This window comes from Stenotrophomonas sp. STEN029 (assembly GCF_056760015.1).
The window spans coordinates 42,315-63,209 of the sequence record NZ_JBRREC010000008.1 but is presented as its reverse complement, the minus strand read 5'-3'; the positions used below and the strand labels follow the sequence as shown (position 1 = coordinate 63,209).

The 20,895-nt window shown below is 61.9% G+C and carries 18 protein-coding genes; 10 read left to right on the top strand and 8 right to left on the bottom strand.

What is annotated here, in order from left to right; all coding sequences use genetic code 11:
• Positions 1–112: 112 nt before the first annotated feature.
• Genes ACVOLI_RS03330 through ACVOLI_RS03315 form a run of 4 tightly spaced genes read left to right on the top strand, consistent with a single transcriptional unit; the run spans position 113 to position 5,742 of the window.
• Positions 113–1,501 carry a sulfotransferase family protein gene (locus tag ACVOLI_RS03330; RefSeq protein WP_481533517.1) on the top strand — a complete coding sequence of 463 codons (1,389 nt, stop codon included), beginning with the start codon at positions 113–115 and terminating at the stop codon, positions 1,499–1,501.
• Positions 1,498–2,448, top strand: a complete 951-nt coding sequence (locus ACVOLI_RS03325; protein ID WP_481533516.1) for a class I SAM-dependent methyltransferase — start codon at positions 1,498–1,500, stop codon at positions 2,446–2,448. The genes ACVOLI_RS03330 and ACVOLI_RS03325 overlap by 4 nt, the downstream gene beginning before the upstream one ends.
• On the top strand, positions 2,441–4,366 hold the full coding sequence (locus ACVOLI_RS03320) for an O-linked N-acetylglucosamine transferase, SPINDLY family protein (RefSeq protein WP_481533515.1): 1,926 nt from the start codon (positions 2,441–2,443) through the stop codon (positions 4,364–4,366). Before ACVOLI_RS03325 ends, ACVOLI_RS03320 begins: the two co-directional genes overlap by 8 nt.
• Positions 4,363–5,742 (top strand): putative 2OG-Fe(II) oxygenase, encoded by a 1,380-nt coding sequence (locus ACVOLI_RS03315; protein WP_481533514.1) that lies wholly within the window; start codon positions 4,363–4,365, stop codon positions 5,740–5,742. The genes ACVOLI_RS03320 and ACVOLI_RS03315 overlap by 4 nt, the downstream gene beginning before the upstream one ends.
• Positions 5,743–5,782: 40 nt before the next feature.
• Here ACVOLI_RS03315 and ACVOLI_RS03310 read toward each other — a convergent pair whose 3' ends face one another.
• Positions 5,783–6,385, bottom strand: coding sequence for a TetR/AcrR family transcriptional regulator (locus ACVOLI_RS03310; protein ID WP_282265782.1), 603 nt, complete (start codon positions 6,383–6,385; stop codon positions 5,783–5,785).
• 164 nt (positions 6,386–6,549) lie between these two features.
• On the opposite strand from ACVOLI_RS03310, the gene ACVOLI_RS03305 reads away from it, so the two are divergent.
• The 4 genes from ACVOLI_RS03305 to ACVOLI_RS03290 all read left to right on the top strand — a co-directional run bounded on the left by ACVOLI_RS03305 (position 6,550) and on the right by ACVOLI_RS03290 (position 10,889).
• Complete coding sequence (locus tag ACVOLI_RS03305; protein ID WP_481533513.1) at positions 6,550–7,455, top strand: alpha/beta fold hydrolase; 906 nt, start codon at positions 6,550–6,552, stop codon at positions 7,453–7,455.
• A complete protein-coding gene (locus ACVOLI_RS03300; RefSeq protein ID WP_481533512.1) occupies positions 7,452–9,932 on the top strand; it encodes an acyl-CoA dehydrogenase in 2,481 nt (826 codons plus the stop codon). The genes ACVOLI_RS03305 and ACVOLI_RS03300 overlap by 4 nt, the downstream gene beginning before the upstream one ends.
• A 66-nt stretch (positions 9,933–9,998) precedes the next feature.
• Positions 9,999–10,481 carry a hotdog fold domain-containing protein gene (locus tag ACVOLI_RS03295; RefSeq protein ID WP_481533511.1) on the top strand — a complete coding sequence of 161 codons (483 nt, stop codon included), beginning with the start codon at positions 9,999–10,001 and terminating at the stop codon, positions 10,479–10,481.
• Between the two features lie 3 nt (positions 10,482–10,484).
• Positions 10,485–10,889 (top strand): hypothetical protein, encoded by a 405-nt coding sequence (locus ACVOLI_RS03290; protein ID WP_481533510.1) that lies wholly within the window; start codon positions 10,485–10,487, stop codon positions 10,887–10,889.
• A 229-nt stretch (positions 10,890–11,118) separates the two neighbouring features.
• Here ACVOLI_RS03290 and ACVOLI_RS03285 read toward each other — a convergent pair whose 3' ends face one another.
• Together ACVOLI_RS03285 and ACVOLI_RS03280 are read right to left on the bottom strand one after the other, a co-directional pair.
• Positions 11,119–11,475, bottom strand: coding sequence for a DUF1304 domain-containing protein (locus ACVOLI_RS03285; protein ID WP_481533509.1), 357 nt, complete (start codon positions 11,473–11,475; stop codon positions 11,119–11,121).
• 49 nt (positions 11,476–11,524) lie between these two features.
• Positions 11,525–12,853, bottom strand: coding sequence for an NTP/NDP exchange transporter (locus ACVOLI_RS03280; RefSeq protein ID WP_481533508.1), 1,329 nt, complete (start codon positions 12,851–12,853; stop codon positions 11,525–11,527).
• Between the two features lie 169 nt (positions 12,854–13,022).
• On the opposite strand from ACVOLI_RS03280, the gene ACVOLI_RS03275 reads away from it, so the two are divergent.
• Positions 13,023–14,618 (top strand): GMC family oxidoreductase, encoded by a 1,596-nt coding sequence (locus ACVOLI_RS03275; protein ID WP_481533507.1) that lies wholly within the window; start codon positions 13,023–13,025, stop codon positions 14,616–14,618.
• Positions 14,619–14,724: 106 nt separating this feature from the next.
• On the opposite strand, the gene ACVOLI_RS03270 is transcribed toward ACVOLI_RS03275, so the two are convergent.
• Both ACVOLI_RS03270 and ACVOLI_RS03265 read right to left on the bottom strand, forming a co-directional pair.
• Positions 14,725–16,650: a M48 family metallopeptidase gene (locus ACVOLI_RS03270; protein ID WP_481533506.1), complete on the bottom strand. Its 1,926-nt coding sequence runs from the start codon at positions 16,648–16,650 to the stop codon at positions 14,725–14,727.
• Positions 16,651–16,679: 29 nt separating this feature from the next.
• Positions 16,680–17,285, bottom strand: coding sequence for a LemA family protein (locus tag ACVOLI_RS03265; RefSeq protein WP_481533505.1), 606 nt, complete (start codon positions 17,283–17,285; stop codon positions 16,680–16,682).
• 79 nt (positions 17,286–17,364) lie between these two features.
• Here ACVOLI_RS03265 and ACVOLI_RS03260 point away from each other — a divergent pair, with 79 nt between their 5' ends.
• A complete protein-coding gene (locus tag ACVOLI_RS03260) occupies positions 17,365–18,780 on the top strand; it encodes a serine hydrolase domain-containing protein (protein ID WP_481533504.1) in 1,416 nt (471 codons plus the stop codon).
• Between the two features lie 389 nt (positions 18,781–19,169).
• Here ACVOLI_RS03260 and ACVOLI_RS03255 read toward each other — a convergent pair whose 3' ends face one another.
• From ACVOLI_RS03255 to gcvH, 3 genes are all read right to left on the bottom strand, one after another.
• On the bottom strand, positions 19,170–19,685 hold the full coding sequence (locus tag ACVOLI_RS03255; RefSeq protein ID WP_481533503.1) for a hypothetical protein: 516 nt from the start codon (positions 19,683–19,685) through the stop codon (positions 19,170–19,172).
• Positions 19,686–19,971: 286 nt separating this feature from the next.
• Positions 19,972–20,175 (bottom strand): hypothetical protein, encoded by a 204-nt coding sequence (locus ACVOLI_RS03250; RefSeq protein WP_481533502.1) that lies wholly within the window; start codon positions 20,173–20,175, stop codon positions 19,972–19,974.
• 299 nt (positions 20,176–20,474) lie between these two features.
• Complete coding sequence (gene gcvH / locus ACVOLI_RS03245; protein WP_282270622.1) at positions 20,475–20,870, bottom strand: glycine cleavage system protein GcvH; 396 nt, start codon at positions 20,868–20,870, stop codon at positions 20,475–20,477.
• Positions 20,871–20,895: the final 25 nt, after the last annotated feature.

Genomic DNA, 20,895 nt, shown 5'->3' with positions numbered 1-20,895 from the left:
TCGGTTGATGTAACAAGGCGACCCGCTCAATGCGGGTCGCTTTTTTTTGACAGTCCAAGTAGTCGGCGATAGCTTCGTCGTAACCTCAGAAGAAGCACTGATAGAGCAAGATATGTCCAGCGATTGGCAAGCCCACCCTGATGAAAGTCTGGAACTCTTGTTGAGGAATCAATCCTCGGAGCTCATCCGTCAGGCACTGGACCACCCTCGCTTCCACGCTGATCCCTACGCACGCCTACGAATAGTTGATCATCTTCGCCAGTTGCATCCGGACTCACTTGAGATAGAGCAGCTGTGGATGCAATTGATGCTCCTAAGCAACCGCCCCTCGCCCGTTTGGGATGTGCTTCAACAGCTCATGGAGAACGGCGAACTCACCGAAGATCGACTCCTGTTGGCCGCTCAGGTCGCGCAGGTCATGGGAAAAAAGGACACCGCCAGAGCGCTCTACCAGAGACGAATATCGCAACATCCCGCGGATGTGGATGCACTGCAGAAGTACATCGAATTCGAGGATCCGACGTTACGCTCACCACAGATACCTGCACAAATCGAAGCCCAACTGACCCAGCCGACCTCAAACTATGCACGGGAAAAGCTGCTGTTCTCTTTGAGCACGTACTTCCTGCAAAGGGATCCACCGACAGCTTTCCGCTTCGCGACCGCAGCACAGCGCCTCAAACGCGAGCGTTTGCCGAATTGGCATGCAAGCGAGCTTGCTGCACGCCTGCAAACTGACAAGTCCCGGGAGCTGATGGGCGCGTCCGAGCCAGGGGAACCACCTGAGCTTCTATTCATAGTCGGACTACCACGCAGCGGCACAACCCTCCTCGGCTCGATGCTCGGCGCGCATAGCAAGATGAGCAACGTTGGCGAGCAGAACCTTATACCTTCACTCGCAAACGGCCCACTTGCTCGAACCAGCGGACCAGTCGCAGCGCGCGTCATCCAATTCGTCAATCACTGGTATCGTGCCGCGACAGGAGACATCCTCGGCTCAAAAGCCACCACCGTGGATAAGCTCCCGGCAAACATCGAGCACTGCGGCCTGATCCTTTCCTGCCTCCCGCGCTCGGCAATAATTCACATCCGCCGCAACCCTTTGGACTGTGCTGTATCCATCCACCTGCGAGACTTCGATTTCGGATGCGGCTATGCCACGAGCGCAGCCGATATAGCTCGCTATCACGCGCTTACCGACGCCCATATCGCATATTGGAGATCAAAAGCACCGGATCGCGTGGTCTCGCTCGACATGGAAGATCTGATTGAGACACCACAAACGTCACTGGGGAAGCTCCTGGAGAAGTTTGGCTTCCAATGGGAACCACAGATGCTCGACTATTGGAAGAAATCGCGGAGTACGGCAACCTTCAGTGAATCCCAGGTCCGGCGCCCCCTGAACAGGGACGGACTTGGCTTGAGGGAAAAAATTGGTGATGCCGGCACCGAATTCACAACCGCGTACATCCAAGCAGCGGACAAGGTGGCGTCGGCATGACTGACCAGAACGATTCAACCCAACACTGGACGAACCTTTGGCGCACTGGCGTACTTCACTCCAGCAGCGTGTCTTCCATCAATGACAATTACGATGGAGAGACCGCCGACTTCTGGAACATGCAGTTTGAAAGCCTGACCGCAGGCGACCGCATCGTGGACTTGGGGACAGGCAACGGTGCAGTGTTGCTATTGGCCAAAAAACACCATGCTTCGTTCGAGCTCCACGGCGTCGATAGCGCATCCATAGATCCAGGCACGGACGCGGGTGCAACCAACCATGATTACAAGGGAATCATTTTTCACCCGGATTGCTCGATGAGTCGGCTGCCGTTCGCCGATGGCAGCGCCCAGCTTGTCACGTCGCAGTTCGCTTTTGAGTATGCGCATCGAGAACTGGCCCTGGCCGAGGTACTACGAATAACGGATCCCGCACACGGACGGATAGCAATGATTCTGCATAGCACGGACTCGGAGATATCGAAGATGTCCGAGCTTCAACTGGAGGCATTTCATTTTGTTTTCGATGAATTGGACATCGTACGAAAAGCGCTCCTGCTGGCGGATGCATTGAATCTTTCTGATGGCCACGCCGATCTGCGTGACAAATACCGACTCGTGTTCAATGATGCAGCCGCCCAACTCATGAGTCGCGTTGCCACCGCCGATCACGCACCGATGCTCGACACTGTATACACGTTGCTGCGGCGCGCCATGTCGACCCTCTCCTCATCTCCAGCGGACAGCGTCAAGTTGCTGCGCGCAACCGATATCCAGATGCGCAGTGAAAGGCAACGTCTGCTTGAGATGCAGCGCGCGGCACAGACGGCGCAGCAACTGCATGCACTGGAACAGCTCCTTGTGGAAGAAGGCCTTGGAGTATCCATCGCACCCCACCTTCAGCAGGGGAGCAAGATGGGCTGGGAGCTGGTGGCTTGCCGTGCTTGAACAACGCGCCAGGTATCTCCACCAGACTGGAATGCTACGGGAAGCAGAAGCGGCCTACCGGGCAGCGCTGCAGATCACACCAGGGGATTCTGGACTGCTAAGGGATATGGGTGTGCTCCTGATGCAGACCCGACGACTTGGGGACGCGATCGAGTACTTTCGAAGAGTTCCCAGAGGCACCTCCGCCTACGGCACCTCGCTTGTACCGAGGGCAGTCTGCGAACGCGACTCGGGGCTCGTGCAGGATGCCTTGGCCACCGCCACAGAAGCCATAGACTTCGATACCAGCGATCCCATTGCATGGATGCTGCATGGGAGCCTGCTCACTGCGTCAGGCGCTGCAATTCCTGCCGAAGCATCCCTGAGAAATAGCTTGATGCTTGCCCCCGGACTGGGTGAGGCGCGTCATTTCCTTGCAGAATGCCTCCAGCAACAAGGTCGCTTCAAGGAGGCCATTTCGGAATACCAGGTCCTGCTGCACCAAAAGCCTCAGGAGGCCTTCAACATAGCCCAATGTGCCGAGTTGATGGGAGAGCTCGTCATGGCTCGCCAGCATTACGAACTTGCAGCCCGCATATCGCCAGCACGACTGGATGTGCAAGCACGGCTTCTGCATCTCCTGTCCGCTCTATGCGACTTCGAGGAGTGCGAAAGAGTACTCGTCCGAATCAAACTTCTGCTGCGCGCGCCACTGGCATCCGATGACAGACCATCGCCATTCTCACTCAGTCACTGCGGCCTGTCTGGAGAAGAGTATCGCCGGGTTCTTGTTCACTACGCTGCCAGCTATCCTGCGCGCAGGCGGATGCACAACGAAAAAGTCAGCAGAACGCTTACATCTTCCCGGACCCACATCGCCTATCTATCTGCCGATTTCGAGGGCCATGCTGTAGGCCGTTTGACCAGGGATCTGTTCAAGGCCCACGACCGCTCCAGATTCAAAGTATCCGGCTACACGCTCAGGTCCCTGCCGCAACCCCATACCGAAGCATTGTCGTCAGATTTCGATTCATTCCGTGACCTGGATGGCTTGTCAGATGAGCAGGCTGCAGCGGCGATTGCGGCCGATGATGTTGACGTGCTGATCGACCTTGGCGGCTACACGTTGGGTGCGCGCCCAGCAATTTTGGCGTTCCGGCCCGCCCGGCTCCAACTCGGCTGGCTTGGCTTCATCAGCCCGCACGAAAGCAATTGGTTGGATGCCGTCATCCTCGACGACATAGTGCAGCCTTCCAATGAAATCTGGCCTTACTCGGATGAAGTAATACGCCTGGCATCCCCCCTGCTGCCGTCCCCCGCACATCAGGTCATCGTGCCATCGCCCAGGTCGCGCTTTGGACTGCCCGATGGTGTTCCATTGCTGGCCAGCTTCAACAACACGTACAAGCTCAGCGGCGCCCTCGTTGCCGCTTGGGCACAGATCCTTGATCAATGCGAAGGCGCTTACCTGGCGATTTACGCACTTCAGCCCGCGCGCGAAGGAATACTGAGGTCCTTTGGTGCGGCCGGCGGCGATGTGCAAAGAGTTGTCTTCATGGAAAACATCGACCATGCATCCAACCTGCAGCGCATGCAATGCTGCGACCTCATGCTTGATGCATTCGATTACAACGCGGGTGCCACCGCAATCGACGCAATCGCCGCAGAGCTGCCTATTCTCTGCCTGGCCGGGACCACGCCTCTTTCGCGCATGAGTGCAAGCATCAACCATTACCTGGAAATGCATGAACTGATATGCGCCTCGCCTGGCAGCTATGTCGAGAAAGCCGTCTCCTTCATCACGAATCCAGCCGAGATGGAGCGGATACGCGCCACCATGCGTGGCTCAACCAAGCGAAAAAGCCTGTTGTCCCCTGAAAGATCGGCACGCGACATCGAGCAGGTCTGCCACGTGCTACTGGGACAAGCGTTGCCATGAACGACGATCGCATGTTGGCGCACGCGCGCGAATCCGGGGCACAGGGAAATCTGCCGCTTGCCATTTCCAGCTATGAACAATGCCTGCGCAAGGGCCTGCCCGTATATGAGGAGTACGCAGGGACCCTCTACAGGGCCGGTCACCACCAGCAAGCAGCTGGTGTCATTTCGCGAGCCATCCAAAGCAATCCCGACAACGCAGATCTATACTTTCTGAACGGATTGGTGCAGTTGGCAATGGGAGCCACCGAGACTGCGTTATCCAGCCTTGACCACGCAATTCGCCTGGCGCCTTGCCAGCTTCCTGCACTCAGGAAGCGTGCAATTCTGCTCGCACAGCTTGATCACCTCGATGCGGCGCTGCAGGATTTCCAGCGTATCGTGGAGCTGGCCCCCACAGATTTCGATGCAGTGGGCAACTGCGGCATTATCCAGCTCAAGAAGCAGAACTACGCGGAAGCTGCTCGCCTGCTGGCGCATTGCAATGAAATGTCGCCAGCCCGCCCAGAGGTAGTTCGCAGCCTGGCCAACGCACTACGCGGCTCGGGTGATGCGGCGGGCGCACTACGTCTGCTGGGAAAACTGCTCGAAGGCTCCCCAAGCGACGATGCGACTAGAACCGACTACGCATTGACCCTCTTGGCCCAGCAGCGCTTTCACGAAGCTTTCCAACATTATCAGCAGGTGGCATCACGCTCCCCCTTGGACCAATGGGCACTCACAGGCTTGTACCTTGCAGCGTCCGCCGGCGGCGACACAGCTTTTGCTCGAAAGCTGATGGACTACGGGCTTGTTGTCAAAAGCAACGATGACAGCATCGAGCAACGGGAACTGTTGGTAACGCGCGTATTGCAGCACCAGCAACTGCGGTGGGAGCCGATCGGAAAATCGACTATCGGGGGGCAACAGACTACGCTACTTGATCTCTCCGCCCGCTCTGCATTACTTCCTCTTGAACGGCTGATTCGACGGAAGATTGAGTTTGCGATCGCAGCTTTGGCACGCAGCCCCCTGCTGTCAGCTCATCCGTGGTTCTCCGCGCGCTCGCCACACTGGCGCATACAGGCTTGGGCAACCGTGATTCACGGCGACGGCGGCCATCAACGTCCACACACACACCCTGCCGGATGGATGAGCGGCGTGTACTATCTTGATAGTGGTGACGGAAGTGAAGCCGAAGGGCAGCTGGTTTTCGGCCACCCTCCTGACGAACTGGAGCTTAGTTTTGCGGCAAACCAGCTTGAGGTGATACCGCAGACAGGCGACCTGCTGCTTTTCCCTTCATTCTTCCTGCATCACACCACGCCTTATTTCGGCAGCAGGAAACGAATCAGCATCGCATTCGATGTAATTCCCTCGGATCGACCTGTTGGTTGATTCTGGAAGCGCTCTAACCTGGCACTTGCGTTCGATCAACTCACCCGTTCGGAATCAAGGTCTCGATCACGTGCTCGACATAGGCCTCGAAATCCTCGCGGGCCTGCTTGGGCTGCTGCAGCTGCAGCGACAGCTGCAGGAAGCCGACATAGGCCGCATAGGCCAGGCGTGCACGATGACGCGCGTCGGTGGAACTCAGACCGGCCTGGCGGAACGAGGCGATCAGGTACTCCATGCGTCGCTGCGAGACGCGGTCAATGACCGGACGCACCATCGGGTTGTCCAGGGCCTTCAGCAGCTCGCTGTAGATCACGTGCGGAGTGACTTCATGGGCGACCAGCTGGAACAGCGCGCGCAGACGGGTGCGCGGATCAGGCACCTCTTCCAGGCTGCCGAAAACCTGCTGCTGCTCGACGACTTCCCAGCGCTCCAAGGCCGCTTGCAGCAGCGCGTCGCGCGAGGGGAAATGCCAATAGAAGCTGCCCTTGGTCACGCCAAGGCGACGCGCCAGCGGCTCGACCGCGACCGCGCCCACACCCTGTTCAGCAATCAGGTCCAAGGCCGCTTGCGCCCAGTCATCCGCGCTCAGGCGGCTGTTCCGCGTGCTGCGGGACTCGGTGCTGGAATCTGAAGAATCGTTCATGGGCAGATTTAACCATACGGCGGGGACTGGTTGCAGTATGTGGGCAACAAAATACGGACAATCTGGCAAATAAATGATCAGGTCCGACGCGCTCATCCTCCCCAGTCAGCATTTCCATACCCATAGGTATTGACAGTCATTCAGGCCATTCCATACCATCAGGTATGGTTACGCCAACTCCCATCTCTGTATCCCCTGAGGACATCCGTCTGGAAGGCGCGCATGGCGCTGGCCTTGGCGCGTCCAGAACCAGCGGAAAACAGCCCTGCATCCTGTTCGCACATGGCTTTGGCCAGACGCGCGGCGCATGGACTGCAACAGCCGAAGCGCTCAATGCCGAAGGCCACGCCACGCTCAGCTATGACGCCCGCGGCCATGGCGATTCGGATTGGAACGCCAGCGATCTGCCCTACCACGGCGACCAGTTCACCGATGACCTGATCGTGGTAGCCGGCGAACTGCCGCAGCCGCCGGTATTGGTCGCCGCTTCCATGGGCGGCCTGTTTGGCCTGATGGCCGAAGCGCGCTGGCCGGGCTTGTTCTCGGCGATGGTGCTGGTGGACATCACCCCGCGCTGGGAAACCAGCGGCGTGGAGCGCATCCTTGCCTTCATGAGCGCGCACCCGGACGGTTTCGCCTCGTTGCAGGCCGCTGCCGACACCATCTCCGCCTATATGCCGCACCGCCCACGCAAGAGCGAAGACGCGCTGCGTGCGTTGCTGCGACCGGGCAAGGACGGCCGCTGGAACTGGCATTGGGACCCGCGCCTGGTCGATGAGCTGGCGCGCGACAGCGAGCAACATCAAGGCGTGATTGCCGACGCCGCACGCCAGGTGCAATGCCCGCTGCTGCTGGTCAGCGGCGGCCGCAGTGACCTGGTCTCACCGCAGACCGTTGAAGAATTCATGGCGCTGGTGCCACACGCACAGCATGTCCATCTGCCGCACGCCACCCACATGGTGGCCGGCGATGACAACAATGCGTTTACCGCCGCTGTGTTGAACTATCTGGACGCACTGCCTTCCGCAGCGTCCGCCCGAACCGAGCACGTTACCGGAGCACGTCCATGAGCATCGTCGTACCTTTCCTGGCCCTGCTGCTTGCAGGTGCCTTTGTTGCCTACCACCGCATGCGACTCGTCGTATGGACGGTCATCAGCGTGGTGGCCCTGGCCATCTGCTGGTTTGCCGGCGTCAACCAGACCGCGATCATCGTCGCCGCCGCCATCGTTGCGCTGATCTGCGTGCCGGTGCTGCTGCCGTTCCTGCGCAAGCCGCTGATCACCGCGCCGTTCATGGGCGTGTTCCGCAAGGTGCTGCCGCCGCTGTCCAAGACCGAACGCATCGCCCTGGAAACCGGCTCGGTCGGTTTTGAAGGCGAGCTGTTCACCGGCGACCCGGACTGGAACATCCTGCTCAACTACCCCAAGCCGCAGCTCACCGCCGAAGAACAGGCCTTCATGGATGGCCCGGTGGAAGAGCTCTGCAAGATGGTCAACGACTTCGAGATCACCCACGTGCACGCCGACCTGCCGCCGGAGCTGTGGGAGTTCATCAAGAAGAACAAGTTCTTCGGCATGATCATCCCGAAGGAATACGGCGGCCTGGGCTTCAGTGCGCTGGCCCACCACAAGGTGATCCAGAAGCTGGCATCGGTATCGAGCGTGGTCAGCTCCACCGTTGGCGTGCCCAACTCGCTGGGCCCGGGTGAACTGCTCAACCATTACGGCACGCAGGAGCAGAAGGATTACTACCTGCCGCGTCTTGCCATCGGCCAGGAAGTGCCGTGCTTCGGCCTGACCGGCCCGTTCGCAGGCTCCGACGCCACCTCGATTCCCGACTTCGGCATCGTCTGCAAGGGCATGTGGAAGGGCGAGGAAGTGCTGGGCCTGAAGCTCACCTTCGACAAGCGCTACATCACCCTGGCCCCGGTCGCGACCCTGATCGGCATGGCCTTCCGCATGTACGACCCGGACGGTCTGCTCGGCGATACCAAGGACATCGGCATCACCCTGGCACTGCTGCCGCGTGACACCGATGGCGTGGAAATCGGCCGTCGCCACTTCCCGCTGAACTCCACCTTCCAGAACGGCCCGATCCGCGGCAAGGACGTGTTCATCCCGCTGACCCAGCTGATCGGCGGCGCCGAGAAGCGCGGCCTGGGCTGGAACATGCTCAACGAGTGCCTGGCCGTCGGCCGTTCCATCACCCTGCCCTCCACTGCTTCCGGTGGTGCCAAGGCCGGCGCGGTGGTGACCGGTGCCTATGCACGCATCCGCAAGCAGTTCGGCCTGTCGGTCGGCCGCTTCGAAGGCGTGGAAGAAGCGCTGGCCCGCATCGGCGGCAAGGCCTACAAGATCAGCGCGCTGTCGCAGGCCACCGCCGCTGCGGTTGACCGTGGCGACGTGCCGTCAGTGCCGTCGGCGATCGCCAAGTACCACTGCACCAACATGAGCCGCGAAGTCATTTCCGACGTGATGGATGTGATCGGCGGCAAGGGCATCATCCTCGGGCCGCGCAACTTTGCCGGCCGCAGCTGGCAGGCCGCACCGATCGCCATCACGGTGGAAGGTGCCAACATCATGACCCGCTCGCTGCTGATCTTCGGCCAGGGCGCCATCCTCTGCCACCCGTGGGTGCTGAAGGAAATGAAGGCCGCGCAGGATGAAGACCGCAAGGCTGGCCTGCGTGAGTTCGACCAGGCGCTGTTCGGCCACGTTCGCTTCGGCATCTCCAACGCCGTGCGTTCGCTGTGGTTCGGCCTGACCGGTGCACGCTTCGGTGCCGCCCCGGGCGACGCCTACACCCGCCGCTACTTCCGCAAGCTGGACCGCTATTCGGCCAATCTGGCGCTGATGGCCGACATCTCGATGATGACGCTCGGCGGCAAGCTCAAGTTCAAGGAATCGCTGTCCGGTCGCCTGGGCGATGTGCTCAGCCACATCTACATGACCAGCGCCATGCTCAAGCGTTACCACGACGAAGGCGCACCGAGCGCTGACCAGCCGCTGCTGGCCTGGGCCTTCCATGACAGCGTGCACAAGATCGAGGAATCGCTGTCGGCTGCGCTGCGCAACTTCCCGATCCGCCCGATCGGTTGGCTGATGTGGGCACTGATCTTCCCCTTCGGCCGTCGTGCCGAAGCCCCGGGCGATCGCCTGAGCCGCCGCGTTGCCGCCACCTTGATGGCTCCGGGTGAAGCGCGTGACCGTCTGGCCCAGGGCGTGTTCCTGACCCCGTGCGAGAACAACCCGGGTGGCCGCATCAACAGCTACCTGTCCAAGGCGATCATGGCCGAGCCGGTGGAACGCAAGTTCATCAAGGCGCTGAAGACCAAGGGCATCGAAGCACTGACCTTCGCCACCCAGCTGGACGAAGCGGTGGCCGAGGGCGTGATCACCCAGGACGAGCGCAAGCTGCTGGAAGAACTGCGCGAGATCACCATGGACACCATCACCGTGGACGACTTCGAACCGCACGAACTGCGTTCGGCCGGCTACTACGACCTGCCGGGCAAGCAGCGCCCGCAGCCGCAGCAGGCCGCGTAAGCCAATCCACATGCAATACCGACGGCGGGCCTTGTGCCCGCCGTTTTCATATCAGGACACCACGCCATGACTGCGCCCTTACTCTCGCTGTACCGTCGTTTCACCCGCTGGCCCGCCGGCAACTGGCTGTTCTCACGCGCGGTCTGCTTCAAGGCACCCTATTTCGCCAGCATCTCGCCAACCATCACTGCGCTGGAGCCGGGCCGCTGCGAAGGCGTGATCCGCCAGCGCCGCCGCATCAGCAACCACATCGGCACGGTGCATGCGATCGCGATGTGCAATCTTGCCGAGCTGGTCGGCGGCGTGATGGTGGATGCCAGCCTGCCCGGTGACATGCGCTGGATCCCCAAGGGCATGCAGGTGAATTACCAGGCCAAGGCGCTGGGAGTCTTGAAGGCGGTGGCAACTCCGCAGCAGCCCATCATCAGCACCGACCACGGCTACGACTTGCCGGTGCAGGTCAGCGTCACCGATGCCACCGGTACCGAGGTCTTCCAGGCCATCATCGCGATGTGGGTATCACCACGTCCCAGCCGCAGCGGAGGCTAGCCCATGCAGACCGCGGAATGGATGCTGCGCCTTGGCGGACTGCACTGTCTGGGCTTCGCCCTGTTCCACCTCGCGTTCTGGCGCTTGTTCGGCTGGAAACATGAGCTGGCAAGGCTCAGCGCTGCCAACCGCGCGATCATGCAGATACTCAACCTGCGCCTTGTCTACATGTTTCTGGGGATGGGCGCGCTGTCGCTGGCCTTCACCCGCGAACTGCTGGATACGCAACTAGGGCATGTGGTGCTGGCTTTCATGACCTTGTTCTGGCTGGGCCGCACCATTGAGCAACTCATTTTCCTGCGCATCAATGACTGGCGCGTGCACCTGCTTACCGCATTGTTCGTGCTCGGTGCGGTGCTGTACGCGGTACCGTTGTGGCTGGGATTCGCGCGCTACATCAGCCGCTGATCCAAAGCGATGCCCTGTAGTGCCGAGCCATGCTCGGCAGGGGCTCTACAGGTGATCTGTAGGGAACGCTCTTGCCGAGCATGGCTCGGCGCTACAGGTGATCTATCGGTAATGCCTCTGCCGAGCATGGCTCGGCACTACAGGTGATCTATCGGCAATGCCTCTGCCGAGCATGGCTCGGCACTACAGTTGATCCATCGGTAACGCTCCTGCCGAGCATGGCTCGGCACTACAGCGTGCGTAGCAGCAGCGCCACGATTGCCGGTACGGCCTGCACGTAGAAGATGCGCGGGCTGACGCTGTACGCGCCGTAGGCACCGGCCACCACCACGCAAACCAGGGAGAACGTCACCAGCACCGGCTGCGCCAACAGCAGCCCGGCGATGATGCCGGCAGCGAGGAAGCCGTTGTACAGCCCCTGGTTCGCCGCCAGCACCCGCGTGGCCTGCGCCTTCTCCGGCGTGTTGCGGAAGGTCTTCAAGCCCTGCGGCTTGGTCCACAGGAACATCTCCAGCACCAGGAAGTACACATGCAACACCGCCACCAGCAGTGTCACCGCCATCGCACTCACGCCCAATACGCTCATCGTCATCTCATCCTGGTAACACGGCGGCAGCCCGCCGCGGGGGAATCACTCAACGATCCTGCGGCAGCTTCTTCTCTTCGCGCAAGACGCCCAGCGCCGACAGCGTCATGAACACGGCCACCGCAGCGCCACCGACGAACACCGCCTTTGAGCCAAACAGGGACAAACCTTTGTGCACCCAGGCAAAGGTCAGGTCGGCGCCGCGATAAACCACGGTGTCGATGGCCGCACCAGCCTTGTAGCGCCATTGCCGGTCAACACGCGTATAGATGGTCTCGCGTGCCGGTTTGCCTAGCGAGAATTCACTGGCACGGGTCAGCACCTGGATCACCGCCACCATCACCGGCAACGGTGACGCCGCCGCGATCGAGAAGCCGATGATGATCGCGAAACCCGGAATCAACAGCGCCGGTGCCACGCCATAACGTGACAGCAACCAGCGGGTCAGGCCCAGCTGGATGATCAGGGTCAATGCATTCACCGCCAGGTCGATGCGCGAGTAGAACGCGGTACTGGCCGCCGGATCGGTGATCATGCGGCGCACGATCGAGGCCTGCTCGTTGTACAGCATGGTCCCAACGCCGACCCCGAATATCACCATCAGGGCCAGCCAGCGCAGCAGTGGCTCCCGTGCGATCAGCTTCAGTCCATCGAACACGCTGCCGCCCATCGGCTGCTCGCCGTCGGCCAGCTGCTGCTCGCGTTCGCGTTGCACCGCCCACGGCCGCAGCTTCCAGATGCAGAACAGGCAGATCGACAGGAAGCCGGCCGAGACCAGCATCAGGTTGGCGATGCCCACCCGCTGCACCAGCGAGCTGGTGATGATCGGCCCCAGGAACGCCCCCACCGTGCCCGCCGCGCCGATATAACCGTAGAAAGCACGCGCCTGCACGTTGGAGAACACGTCCGCCATGAAGCTCCAGAACACCGCCACCGCGAACAGGTTGAAGACGGTGATCCAGAAGAAGAACGCCATGCCCCGGCCGGGGATGTTGGCGCTGAACATCGCGTAGAACACGAACAGGGTGAAGATGAAGAAGCCATACACCAGCGGCAGGAACACCCGTCGCGGATAGCGGCTGACCAGCCAGCCGTACAGCGGCTGCAGCACCAGCATGATCAGGAACACGCAGGAGAACAGGAACTGCAGGGTGAAGTCCTTCAGCGGCATCCCATGGGCCGCGAACCAGGCGATCAACCCCGGCGGAAACAAAGCCTCCATGTCCGCCGAGGCCGCCATCGCCTCACGCACCGGGCGCAGCACGTAATAGCCGCTGAGCAGGCAGAAGAAGTACAGGAACGACCACCACAGCGGCGGTGAGCCGCGCAGCGCCAGCAATAGTCGATGCATTGCACCGGGTCCGCGCGGAACGGTCATGCGGCACCCCGGTGCAGCGGGTGGCGAGAGGACGGCGGCATCGGGTAACTCCGGTGGGACTCGGCAGAGCGCGTACGTTATCTAATGCACTGCAACATCGCCAGTGCAGCAGGGCTTACTCCGGTACAACGCGCCGTTCTATCCTGAGGGACTCGGGAGGGAGAAGCGTGTGAGCGAAGCTGCAAAGGAATTCGACTACATCATCGTCGGTGCCGGTTCGGCCGGCTGCGTGCTGGCCAACCGGCTCAGTGCCGCCCCCCAGCTACGGGTGCTGCTGATCGAAGCCGGCCCACGCGACTGGCACCCCTTCATCCATATGCCGGCCGGCATCGCCCGGCTGGTCAACAACCGCCGCGTGAACTGGAGCTACGACACCGAGCCGGAACCCGCGTTGGGCAACCGCCGCCTGTGGTGGCCGCGCGGCAAGGTGCTCGGCGGGTCCAGCTCGATCAATGCCATGTGCTATGTGCGCGGCGTGCCCGGCGACTACGATCGCTGGGCAGCGGCAGGTGCCAGCGGTTGGAACTGGGACAACGTGCTGCCGTGGTTCCGCCACAGCGAAGGCAATGCGCGCGGCGCCGATGCACTGCATGGCGCCGACGGTCCGCTGCAGGTAGCCGACCTGCGCCATGTCAATCCACTCAGCCGCGCCTTCATCGAAGCCGGGCAGCAGGCTGGACACGCACACAACACCGACTTCAACGGCGTCCAGCATGAAGGCGTGGGTCTCTATCAGGTAACGCAGAAGAATGGCGCCCGTTGCTCCTCAGCCGCCGCGTACCTCACTCCAGTGCGCTCGCGTAGCAATCTGCAGGTAGTCACCGGCGCACTGGTTGAACGGCTGCAGATCGACGCTGGGCGCGTTACCGGCGTGCACCTGCGCGTGGGCGGCCAGCGCCAGCAGTACCACGCGGCCGCAGAAGTATTGCTCAGCGCCGGCGCGATCAACTCGCCGCAACTGTTGATGCTGTCCGGCATCGGCCCCGCCGATGCGCTACGCGCGCAGGGCATCGACGTCCAGCTCGACCAACCCGGCGTCGGTGCCAACCTGCAGGACCACCTGGATATCTGCACGCTGTACCGCAGCGTGCCGGGCGTCAGCTACGACCGCGCCAGCGAGATCATGATCGGCTTGAACTACTTCCTGCGCGGCCATCAAGGTGCAGGCACCAGCAATGTTGCCGAGGCCGGCGGCTTCGTTCGTTCGCGTTTCGCGCCGGACGAGCGCGCCGACATCCAGTTCCATTTCGTCCCGGCGATGCTGGACAACCACGGCCGCAATCGCCTGCCCGGCGACGGCTACACCCTGCACGCCTGCTACCTGCATCCGCGCAGCCGTGGCCGCATCAGCCTGGCCAGCGCCGACCCGGCCGCACCCGCGCGCATCCAGGCCAACTACCTGAGCGATGCAGAAGGCTTCGATCTGAAGATGATGATCGAGGCCGCACGCCTGAGCCGCGACATCCTGCAGCAGGCCGCGTTCGCGCCGTGGCGGAAGTCTCCGCTGTTCCCCGCCGATGAGCACCTGGACGATGCCGGCCTGGAAGCCTTCATCCGCGCCAAGGCCGAGACCATCTACCACCCGATCGGCACCTGCCGCATGGGCAGCAACAATGCGGCCGTGGTCGACCCGCAGTTGCGTGTGCGCGGCATCGATGGATTGCGGGTGATCGATGCCTCGGTGATGCCGACACTGGTCAGCGGCAATACCAATGCGCCGACAATCATGATTGCGGAGCGGGCGGCTGGGTTGATGCTGGGGTGAGGCCCAGTGGTTGTTGTCAGGGAGAAGCAAGCAGAGGCAGAAAGCCCCCCTCCCCGGCCCTCCCCTTCGCCTTTGGCGAAAGGGGGGGGGGGAGACAAGCGGCTGCTCACGCCACCTGCAGCATTGCTGGAAGGGGACAATGCAAGGTAGCGCAAATGGTCCGCAGCAGCTCGGCTTCTGCGATGTTGATGCGCTGGTTGTGGCTCACCGTTGCGGTCACCGCTTCCACCAGCAGCTGCTTGGCCAGCGGGTCCATCGAATCCAAGGGTGCCCAGACTTCATCCAGGGCCAGCACGCCGTTCGCCGGCGGCGCGTAGGGCAGATGATCCTGCGGCAGGATGCGCTGCAGGCCGGCCAGATAGGCTCGGCGTGCGCCCGCTTCGTCGCCGGGGTTGCCGGCGCGCGCCACCACCGACAACAGGATGGCGAACTCACGTTGCACGCCGCTGGCTTTGCGGCGGCCGAAATGCAGGTGACGCGATGGATCCAAGGCTGCCTGCACCTGCACCAGCAACAAGCGCGACAGGCAGTACTCGAACAGGGAGATGCGCCCATCAGCGTGGGTCACCGCATCAATGCAGCGCATGAAAGCCATCAATTGCGGGCGGGGCAAGCTGCGCAGGGTCGGGAATGCCAAAGCCGCCAATGGCAGCCGCAGCGCAGCGTGCAGCTCGCGTAACGGGCCCGCCGCGATGCTCGTTACGCTGGCGGCCATCGGCTCGCCCAGTTGCGCGCTCACCGCTTCGCGCTGGCGGGCGGCGACCGCGGCATCCACGTCCAGCAACATTGCCAGCAACAGCGGCTGCGCCGCGCCACGATCGCCAGCCAATGCGCGCAGGGGCAGTGGCAGACTGCCGGCCAGGCGCACTGCCTGCTGGTAATCGTCGTCGGCAGGCGTCGCCACCTGTGCGGCAACCATCACCGGATCAACGGACACCCGCTGCACGCCCGGCAACGGCGGCAGCAACGCATCCACACTCGCTACATCGCGCCCCGCCAGGCCCAGCACGCGATCCTCGGCCAGCCCGTCGGGCGGCGCACTGAACCAGTTACCGCGCAGCTTCTGCAGCTGTTCGGCACGGAATGACGGTTCCAAACGCTGGATACGTTCAACCAGCGGCGGATGGGTGGCGAACCAGCTCGACAACCGCAGGCCTTCGCCAAACAGCATATGGCTGACTTCCTCGGCGCCGGCACGGTTGGCCAGATGCGAGCCGTCATCCAGACCGCCGATCTTTTTCAGCGCACCAGCCAAGCCCTGCGTCTGCCGGGTGAACTGCACCGCCGAAGCGTCCGCCAGGATTTCGCGCTGGCGCGATACCGCCGCCTTGATCAGCCGACCAAACAATACGCCGATGCTGCCGATGGCGATGCCGGCCAAACCAATCAGCATCAACAAGAACACCGGCCCGACACTGCGACCGAAGCGCACACGCGTGCCGCCGCCCATATGCAGCAGCACGCGCTTGCCGATCACGCTGAGCATCAGGATGCCGAACAGCACGCCCATCAGGCGGATGTTCAGGCGCATGTCGCCATTGAGGATGTGGCTGAATTCATGCGCGATCACGCCCTGCAGTTCATCGCGGTTGAGCCGCTGCAAGGTGCCACGGGTCACCGCGATGGCCGCGTCAGCCGGCGAATAACCAGCGGCAAAGGCGTTGATGCCCGCCTCCTGTTCCAGCACGTACAGGCGCGGCATCGGCACGCCGGAGGCGATTGCGATCTCCTCCACCACATTGCGCAGGCGCCGCAATGCCGGATCGCGGGTATCGGCTGGCACTTCGGTGCCGCCCATCTGCGCCGCCACCGCTTCGCCGCCGCCGCTCAACGAACGGATCCGGTACAGCGAGGCGAAGCCGATCACCGCCACGGTCAGCACGCTGCTCCACAGCACGCCGCGCACGCTGCCAGTGCCGAACCACACCAGCACATCGACCATCAGCACGATGGCCAGCACCGCAAACGCAAACAACAGCACCAGCCGCCCGGAGTTACGCCGCGCCTGCGCCTGGTGTTCGAAGAAGTTCATCCCGCGCCCCTGTTACGCCTGCGCCAGGCTCAGAACTGCACCTTGGGCGCTTCGCGCACCTGCTCGCGCTTCTCCTGGGGAATATCCAACAGCGCCGCCGTGGCGAAATTGAACATGTCGGCAAATACATTGGCCGGGAAGGTCTCGCGGCGGTTGTTATAGCCCATCACCGCGTCGTTGTAGGCCTGACGCGCGAAGGCGACCTTGTTCTCGGTGCTGGAGAGCTCTTCGCTGAGCTGCATCATGTTCTGGTTGGCTTTCAGTTCCGGATAGGCCTCGGCCACCGCCATCAAGCGCCCCAGCACACCATTCAACTGCCCCTGCGAGGCCGCCAGCTGCGCCATTGCCGCCGCATCACCCGGATCAGCCTTGGCCGCCGCCAAACCTGACTGCGCAGCACTGCGCGCTGCGATCACCGCTTCCAGGGTCTGTCGCTCGTGGCCCATATAGGCCTTGGCGGTCTCCACCAGGTTGGGAATCAGGTCAAAACGGCGCTGCAGCTGTACGTCGATCTGCGCAAAAGCGTTCTTGTAGCCGTTACGGGCCCGGACCAGGCCGTTGTAGACACCCACGCCTGCTGCCACAACTGCGACAACCACCACAAGAAAGATCAGCAATATCAACGCGATGCCCATTCATTCTCTCCCCGTTTGTGCATTGATGAAAAGCGGCGCTAGAATCGCCGACAGCAGTAGCTTACAGGCACCGATCACGATGAAAGACAAGAGCAAGCGCCGGCACATTCGTCCGGTGGCATCGGGATTGCTGGGGGTGTTGATGCCCTTCGCATTGTCGTCTACCGCGCAGACTCCCACTCACAACGGCTCGCCAGCCGTCGCGCCCGCGACAAGCGTGTTGCCGGTGAACCTGGAGAACGCGCCCACTCAATCGCCGACGCAGCCGATGCCGTATCGCACCGCACTGCGCCCGGATCAGATACAGCCGCTGCCGGCCGACTTCAATGTCGCGTCCATCGAATCACTGGCCGAGCAGCTGACCTACGGCAACCGCGTCCCCGGCATGGCCATGGCCATCGTCCAGAACGGGCGTGTACTGTCGGCACGTGGTTACGGCGTCACCGATATCAGCAACCCGCAGGAAGTCGACGCACATACCGTGTTCCGCCTGGCATCGCTGTCCAAGGCCTTCGCCGGCACCATGGCCGGCCTGTTGGTCAACGACGGCACCCTGCGCTGGGACAGCAAGGTCACCGACTACGTGCCCGGCTTCCGTCTGGCAACGCCCGAGGCAACCGACAAGCTGACCGTGGCCGATGTGTTGAGCCAACGCGTCGGCCTGACCAGCAATGCCTATGACCGCGATGTCGAGGCCAATGCCGATTACTACTCGCTGACCCAGAAGCTGGCCACCGCGCCACTCAAGTGCGCACCCGGCGAATGCTATTCCTACCAGAACGTCGCCTTCAGCCTGGTTGGCGATGTGGTGTTTGCCGCCTCGGGCAGCTTCTACGAGCAAGCCGTTGAAAAGCGCATCCTCAAGCCGCTGGGCATGAACGATGCCAGCCTCGGCCTGGCCGGCATCCAGGCCAGCCCGCGCTGGGCGCGCCCGCACGTGCGCAGCCGCAACGGCTGGGTGTCGTTGACGCCCAAGCCTACCTATTACCGCGTCGCACCTGCCGCCGGCGTCAACGCCAGTGCCAGTGACATGGCGCAGTGGCTGCTGGCGCACACCGGCCATCGTCCGGACGTATTGCCGGCGCCCTTGCTGGCAACGCTGCACGCACCGTTGGTGAACACGCCAGGCGAAATGCGCTCGGGCTGGCGTCATCAGCGTCTGGAGTCGGCGGGCTATGCGCTGGGTTGGCGCGTATTCGATTACTCCGGCCATCAGGTTGTCTTCCATGCCGGCGCGGTGCAGGGCTATCGCGGTCTGGTCGCGCTGCTACCGGAACGCGACCTGGGCATCGCCATCATGTGGAACGGCGAGAGCACCCTGCCCAGCGGCATGATGCCGACCATCCTCGATCGCGCAATCGGCCTGCCGACACAGCGCTGGTTGGACGTGGACACCGACTTCGGCAGCGACAACCTGATGGCTGAAGATGCGGCTCCGGCGCGCGGCGGCAAGAAGGGCGCATCCTCGGATCGCGCGGTGGCATCACCGCGCTGAGCTGCGTTGCGATCTCCAGCAGTATCCGAAAGGCGGCCGATGGCCGCCTTTTTCTTTGCTCGGTAGCGTCGCCTTTGGCAGGAGCCAGCGCCGGTAGATCGGATGCACCGTCAGCTTCGCGGCTGACGCCGCTCCTACAAAGGCCGGCGTCACCTGTAGTGCCGAGCCACGCTCGGCATAGGCTTTACCAGCAAACCTAAAGCCCCCCTCCCAACCCTCCCCTTGCCTGCGGCAAAGGCAGGGCTCGGTTCCTCGGATGTGTAGCCGGTTTCGCGGCTGACGCCGCTCCCACATCCACTGCCCCGCCATTCCAGAAGACGCCCATAAAAAAACTCCCTCCCCGCTGGGCAGTCGGGGAAGGAGTTTCAGGTACTGCTAGTGGAGCTGGATCAGATCAGCGGCGCCGGGGTAGCCGGCAGCGCTACCGGAGCGGCCTTCTTCTTGCGAGCGGCCGGCTTCTTCTTCGCAGCAACCTTCTTGGCGGCCGGCTTCTTGGCGGCAACCTTCTTTGCAGTCTTCTTTACGACCTTCTTGGCAGCTGCCTTCTTGGCAACCTTCTTTACGGCCTTCTTAGCTACTTTCTTGACGGCCTTCTTCGCAGTTGCCTTCTTGGCAACCTTCTTTACGGCCTTCTTAGCTACTTTCTTGGCGGCCTTCTTGGCAGTTGCCTTCTTGGCAACCTTCTTTACGGCCTTCTTGACGGTCTTCTTGGCAGCTGCCTTCTTGACGGTCTTCTTGGCGGCTGCCTTCTTCACGGTCTTCTTGGCAACAGCCTTCTTTGCGACCTTCTTCACTGCCTTCTTGGCGGTTGCCTTCTTGGCAACCTTCTTCACGGCAGCCTTCTTGGCGACTTTCTTTACCGCCTTCTTGGCGGCCGGCTTTTTAGCAGCTTTCTTCGTAGCCATGGTTTGTTCCTCGTCAGTGATCTATGGAATTGAAATGCCCAGTTGAAGCAAATCCGCGGTGTTCGGCGGAGGACCGACGACGCGTCTAGCGCGTCGTTACGGATACAGAAACACCCGCAACGGGGCCCGCTGCAGGTGCCAGATAGAAATCAGGGGGGTGTTTCGCGGAAGGAAGCGAGTCCTGCTCCACCATCGAGAGAATCCTGGCGGACGTCCAAGTTGTGCTTCGCGTCTGAATGTTGATCCGGCTCACTCGCTTCCGCAGGAAAGGTCTGCTGGGCGAAACCTAATCACGGTTTTTTTTACTGTCAACTATCTTTGCGAAATATTTTTCGGAAGCCTTCAGCCTTCCGCGCCCGGCCGCCCGCCGCCACAGCCCGCGATGTGCACCCGTCGCCACCATGCCTGCATGCTTCAAAAAAAACACAAAGTAAAAAAACATCGGTAAAAGTGCACTATTCGTTTCGACGCTGCCAACACGCTGCTGCATTGGCAGTACACCAACGGCATCTCAAGACATGCGACCAACAGTCGTCGCCGGCCACTTCCAGCACCCGAAAAAAAGTTTGCCGACGGCAACACTTTGGCTGCGCGACGGATCATTTTGCGCAAACTTTTTGGACTACTTCGCAGTCCGCAACGACGCCGGTTGGAACCACTTCGCGCTCGTTGGCATCCGCATCGACGCGTCATCGCCGGCCACTCATCACCACCGATCATCACGTGATGCTGACACCGACATAAAAAAACGGCCGCTGGTAGCGGCCGCTTTTCGGATCACGACAGGACTCAGTGGTCCTCGTTTTCCAACATCTCGGCATAGTCGTCCGGGCCGAGCAGGTCGTTCAACTGATCCGGATCGGACAGCTCGACCACGTACAGCCAGCCGTCGCCGTAAGCGTCTTCGTTGATCGTTTCCGGCTTGTCGGTCACCGCTTCGTTGACTTCGACAACGGTGCCGGACACCGGGCTGTAGACGTCGGAGGCCGCCTTCACCGACTCGACCACAGCGGCGCCAACGCCAGCCTGCACGCTGTCACCGACAGCCGGCAGTTCGACATAGACCAGGTCACCCAGCAAGCCCTGGGCATGATCGGAAATACCGACGGTAACGCGGTTGCTGCCTTCGACACGGGCCCACTCGTGGGACTTGAGGAACTTGAGGTCGCCAGGGATCTCGCTCATGGAACTACTCCGGAAAAACGGTGGT

Excerpts from the sequence above, each read along its gene's own strand:
- ACVOLI_RS03330 (WP_481533517.1), top strand. The coding sequence starts at position 113 with ATGTCCAGCGATTGGCAAGCCCACCCTGATGAAAGTCTGGAACTCTTG.
- ACVOLI_RS03325 (WP_481533516.1), top strand. The coding sequence starts at position 1,498 with ATGACTGACCAGAACGATTCAACCCAACACTGGACGAACCTTTGGCGC.
- ACVOLI_RS03315 (WP_481533514.1), top strand. The coding sequence starts at position 4,363 with ATGAACGACGATCGCATGTTGGCGCACGCGCGCGAATCCGGGGCACAG.
- ACVOLI_RS03310 (WP_282265782.1), bottom strand. The coding sequence starts at position 6,385 with ATGAACGATTCTTCAGATTCCAGCACCGAGTCCCGCAGCACGCGGAAC.
- ACVOLI_RS03305 (WP_481533513.1), top strand. The coding sequence starts at position 6,550 with ATGGTTACGCCAACTCCCATCTCTGTATCCCCTGAGGACATCCGTCTG.
- ACVOLI_RS03300 (WP_481533512.1), top strand. The coding sequence starts at position 7,452 with ATGAGCATCGTCGTACCTTTCCTGGCCCTGCTGCTTGCAGGTGCCTTT.
- ACVOLI_RS03295 (WP_481533511.1), top strand. The coding sequence starts at position 9,999 with ATGACTGCGCCCTTACTCTCGCTGTACCGTCGTTTCACCCGCTGGCCC.
- ACVOLI_RS03290 (WP_481533510.1), top strand. The coding sequence starts at position 10,485 with ATGCAGACCGCGGAATGGATGCTGCGCCTTGGCGGACTGCACTGTCTG.
- ACVOLI_RS03285 (WP_481533509.1), bottom strand. The coding sequence starts at position 11,475 with ATGAGCGTATTGGGCGTGAGTGCGATGGCGGTGACACTGCTGGTGGCG.
- ACVOLI_RS03280 (WP_481533508.1), bottom strand. The coding sequence starts at position 12,853 with ATGACCGTTCCGCGCGGACCCGGTGCAATGCATCGACTATTGCTGGCG.
- ACVOLI_RS03270 (WP_481533506.1), bottom strand. The coding sequence starts at position 16,650 with ATGAACTTCTTCGAACACCAGGCGCAGGCGCGGCGTAACTCCGGGCGG.
- ACVOLI_RS03265 (WP_481533505.1), bottom strand. The coding sequence starts at position 17,285 with ATGGGCATCGCGTTGATATTGCTGATCTTTCTTGTGGTGGTTGTCGCA.
- ACVOLI_RS03260 (WP_481533504.1), top strand. The coding sequence starts at position 17,365 with ATGAAAGACAAGAGCAAGCGCCGGCACATTCGTCCGGTGGCATCGGGA.
- ACVOLI_RS03255 (WP_481533503.1), bottom strand. The coding sequence starts at position 19,685 with ATGGCTACGAAGAAAGCTGCTAAAAAGCCGGCCGCCAAGAAGGCGGTA.
- ACVOLI_RS03250 (WP_481533502.1), bottom strand. The coding sequence starts at position 20,175 with ATGCAGCAGCGTGTTGGCAGCGTCGAAACGAATAGTGCACTTTTACCG.
- gcvH (WP_282270622.1), bottom strand. The coding sequence starts at position 20,870 with ATGAGCGAGATCCCTGGCGACCTCAAGTTCCTCAAGTCCCACGAGTGG.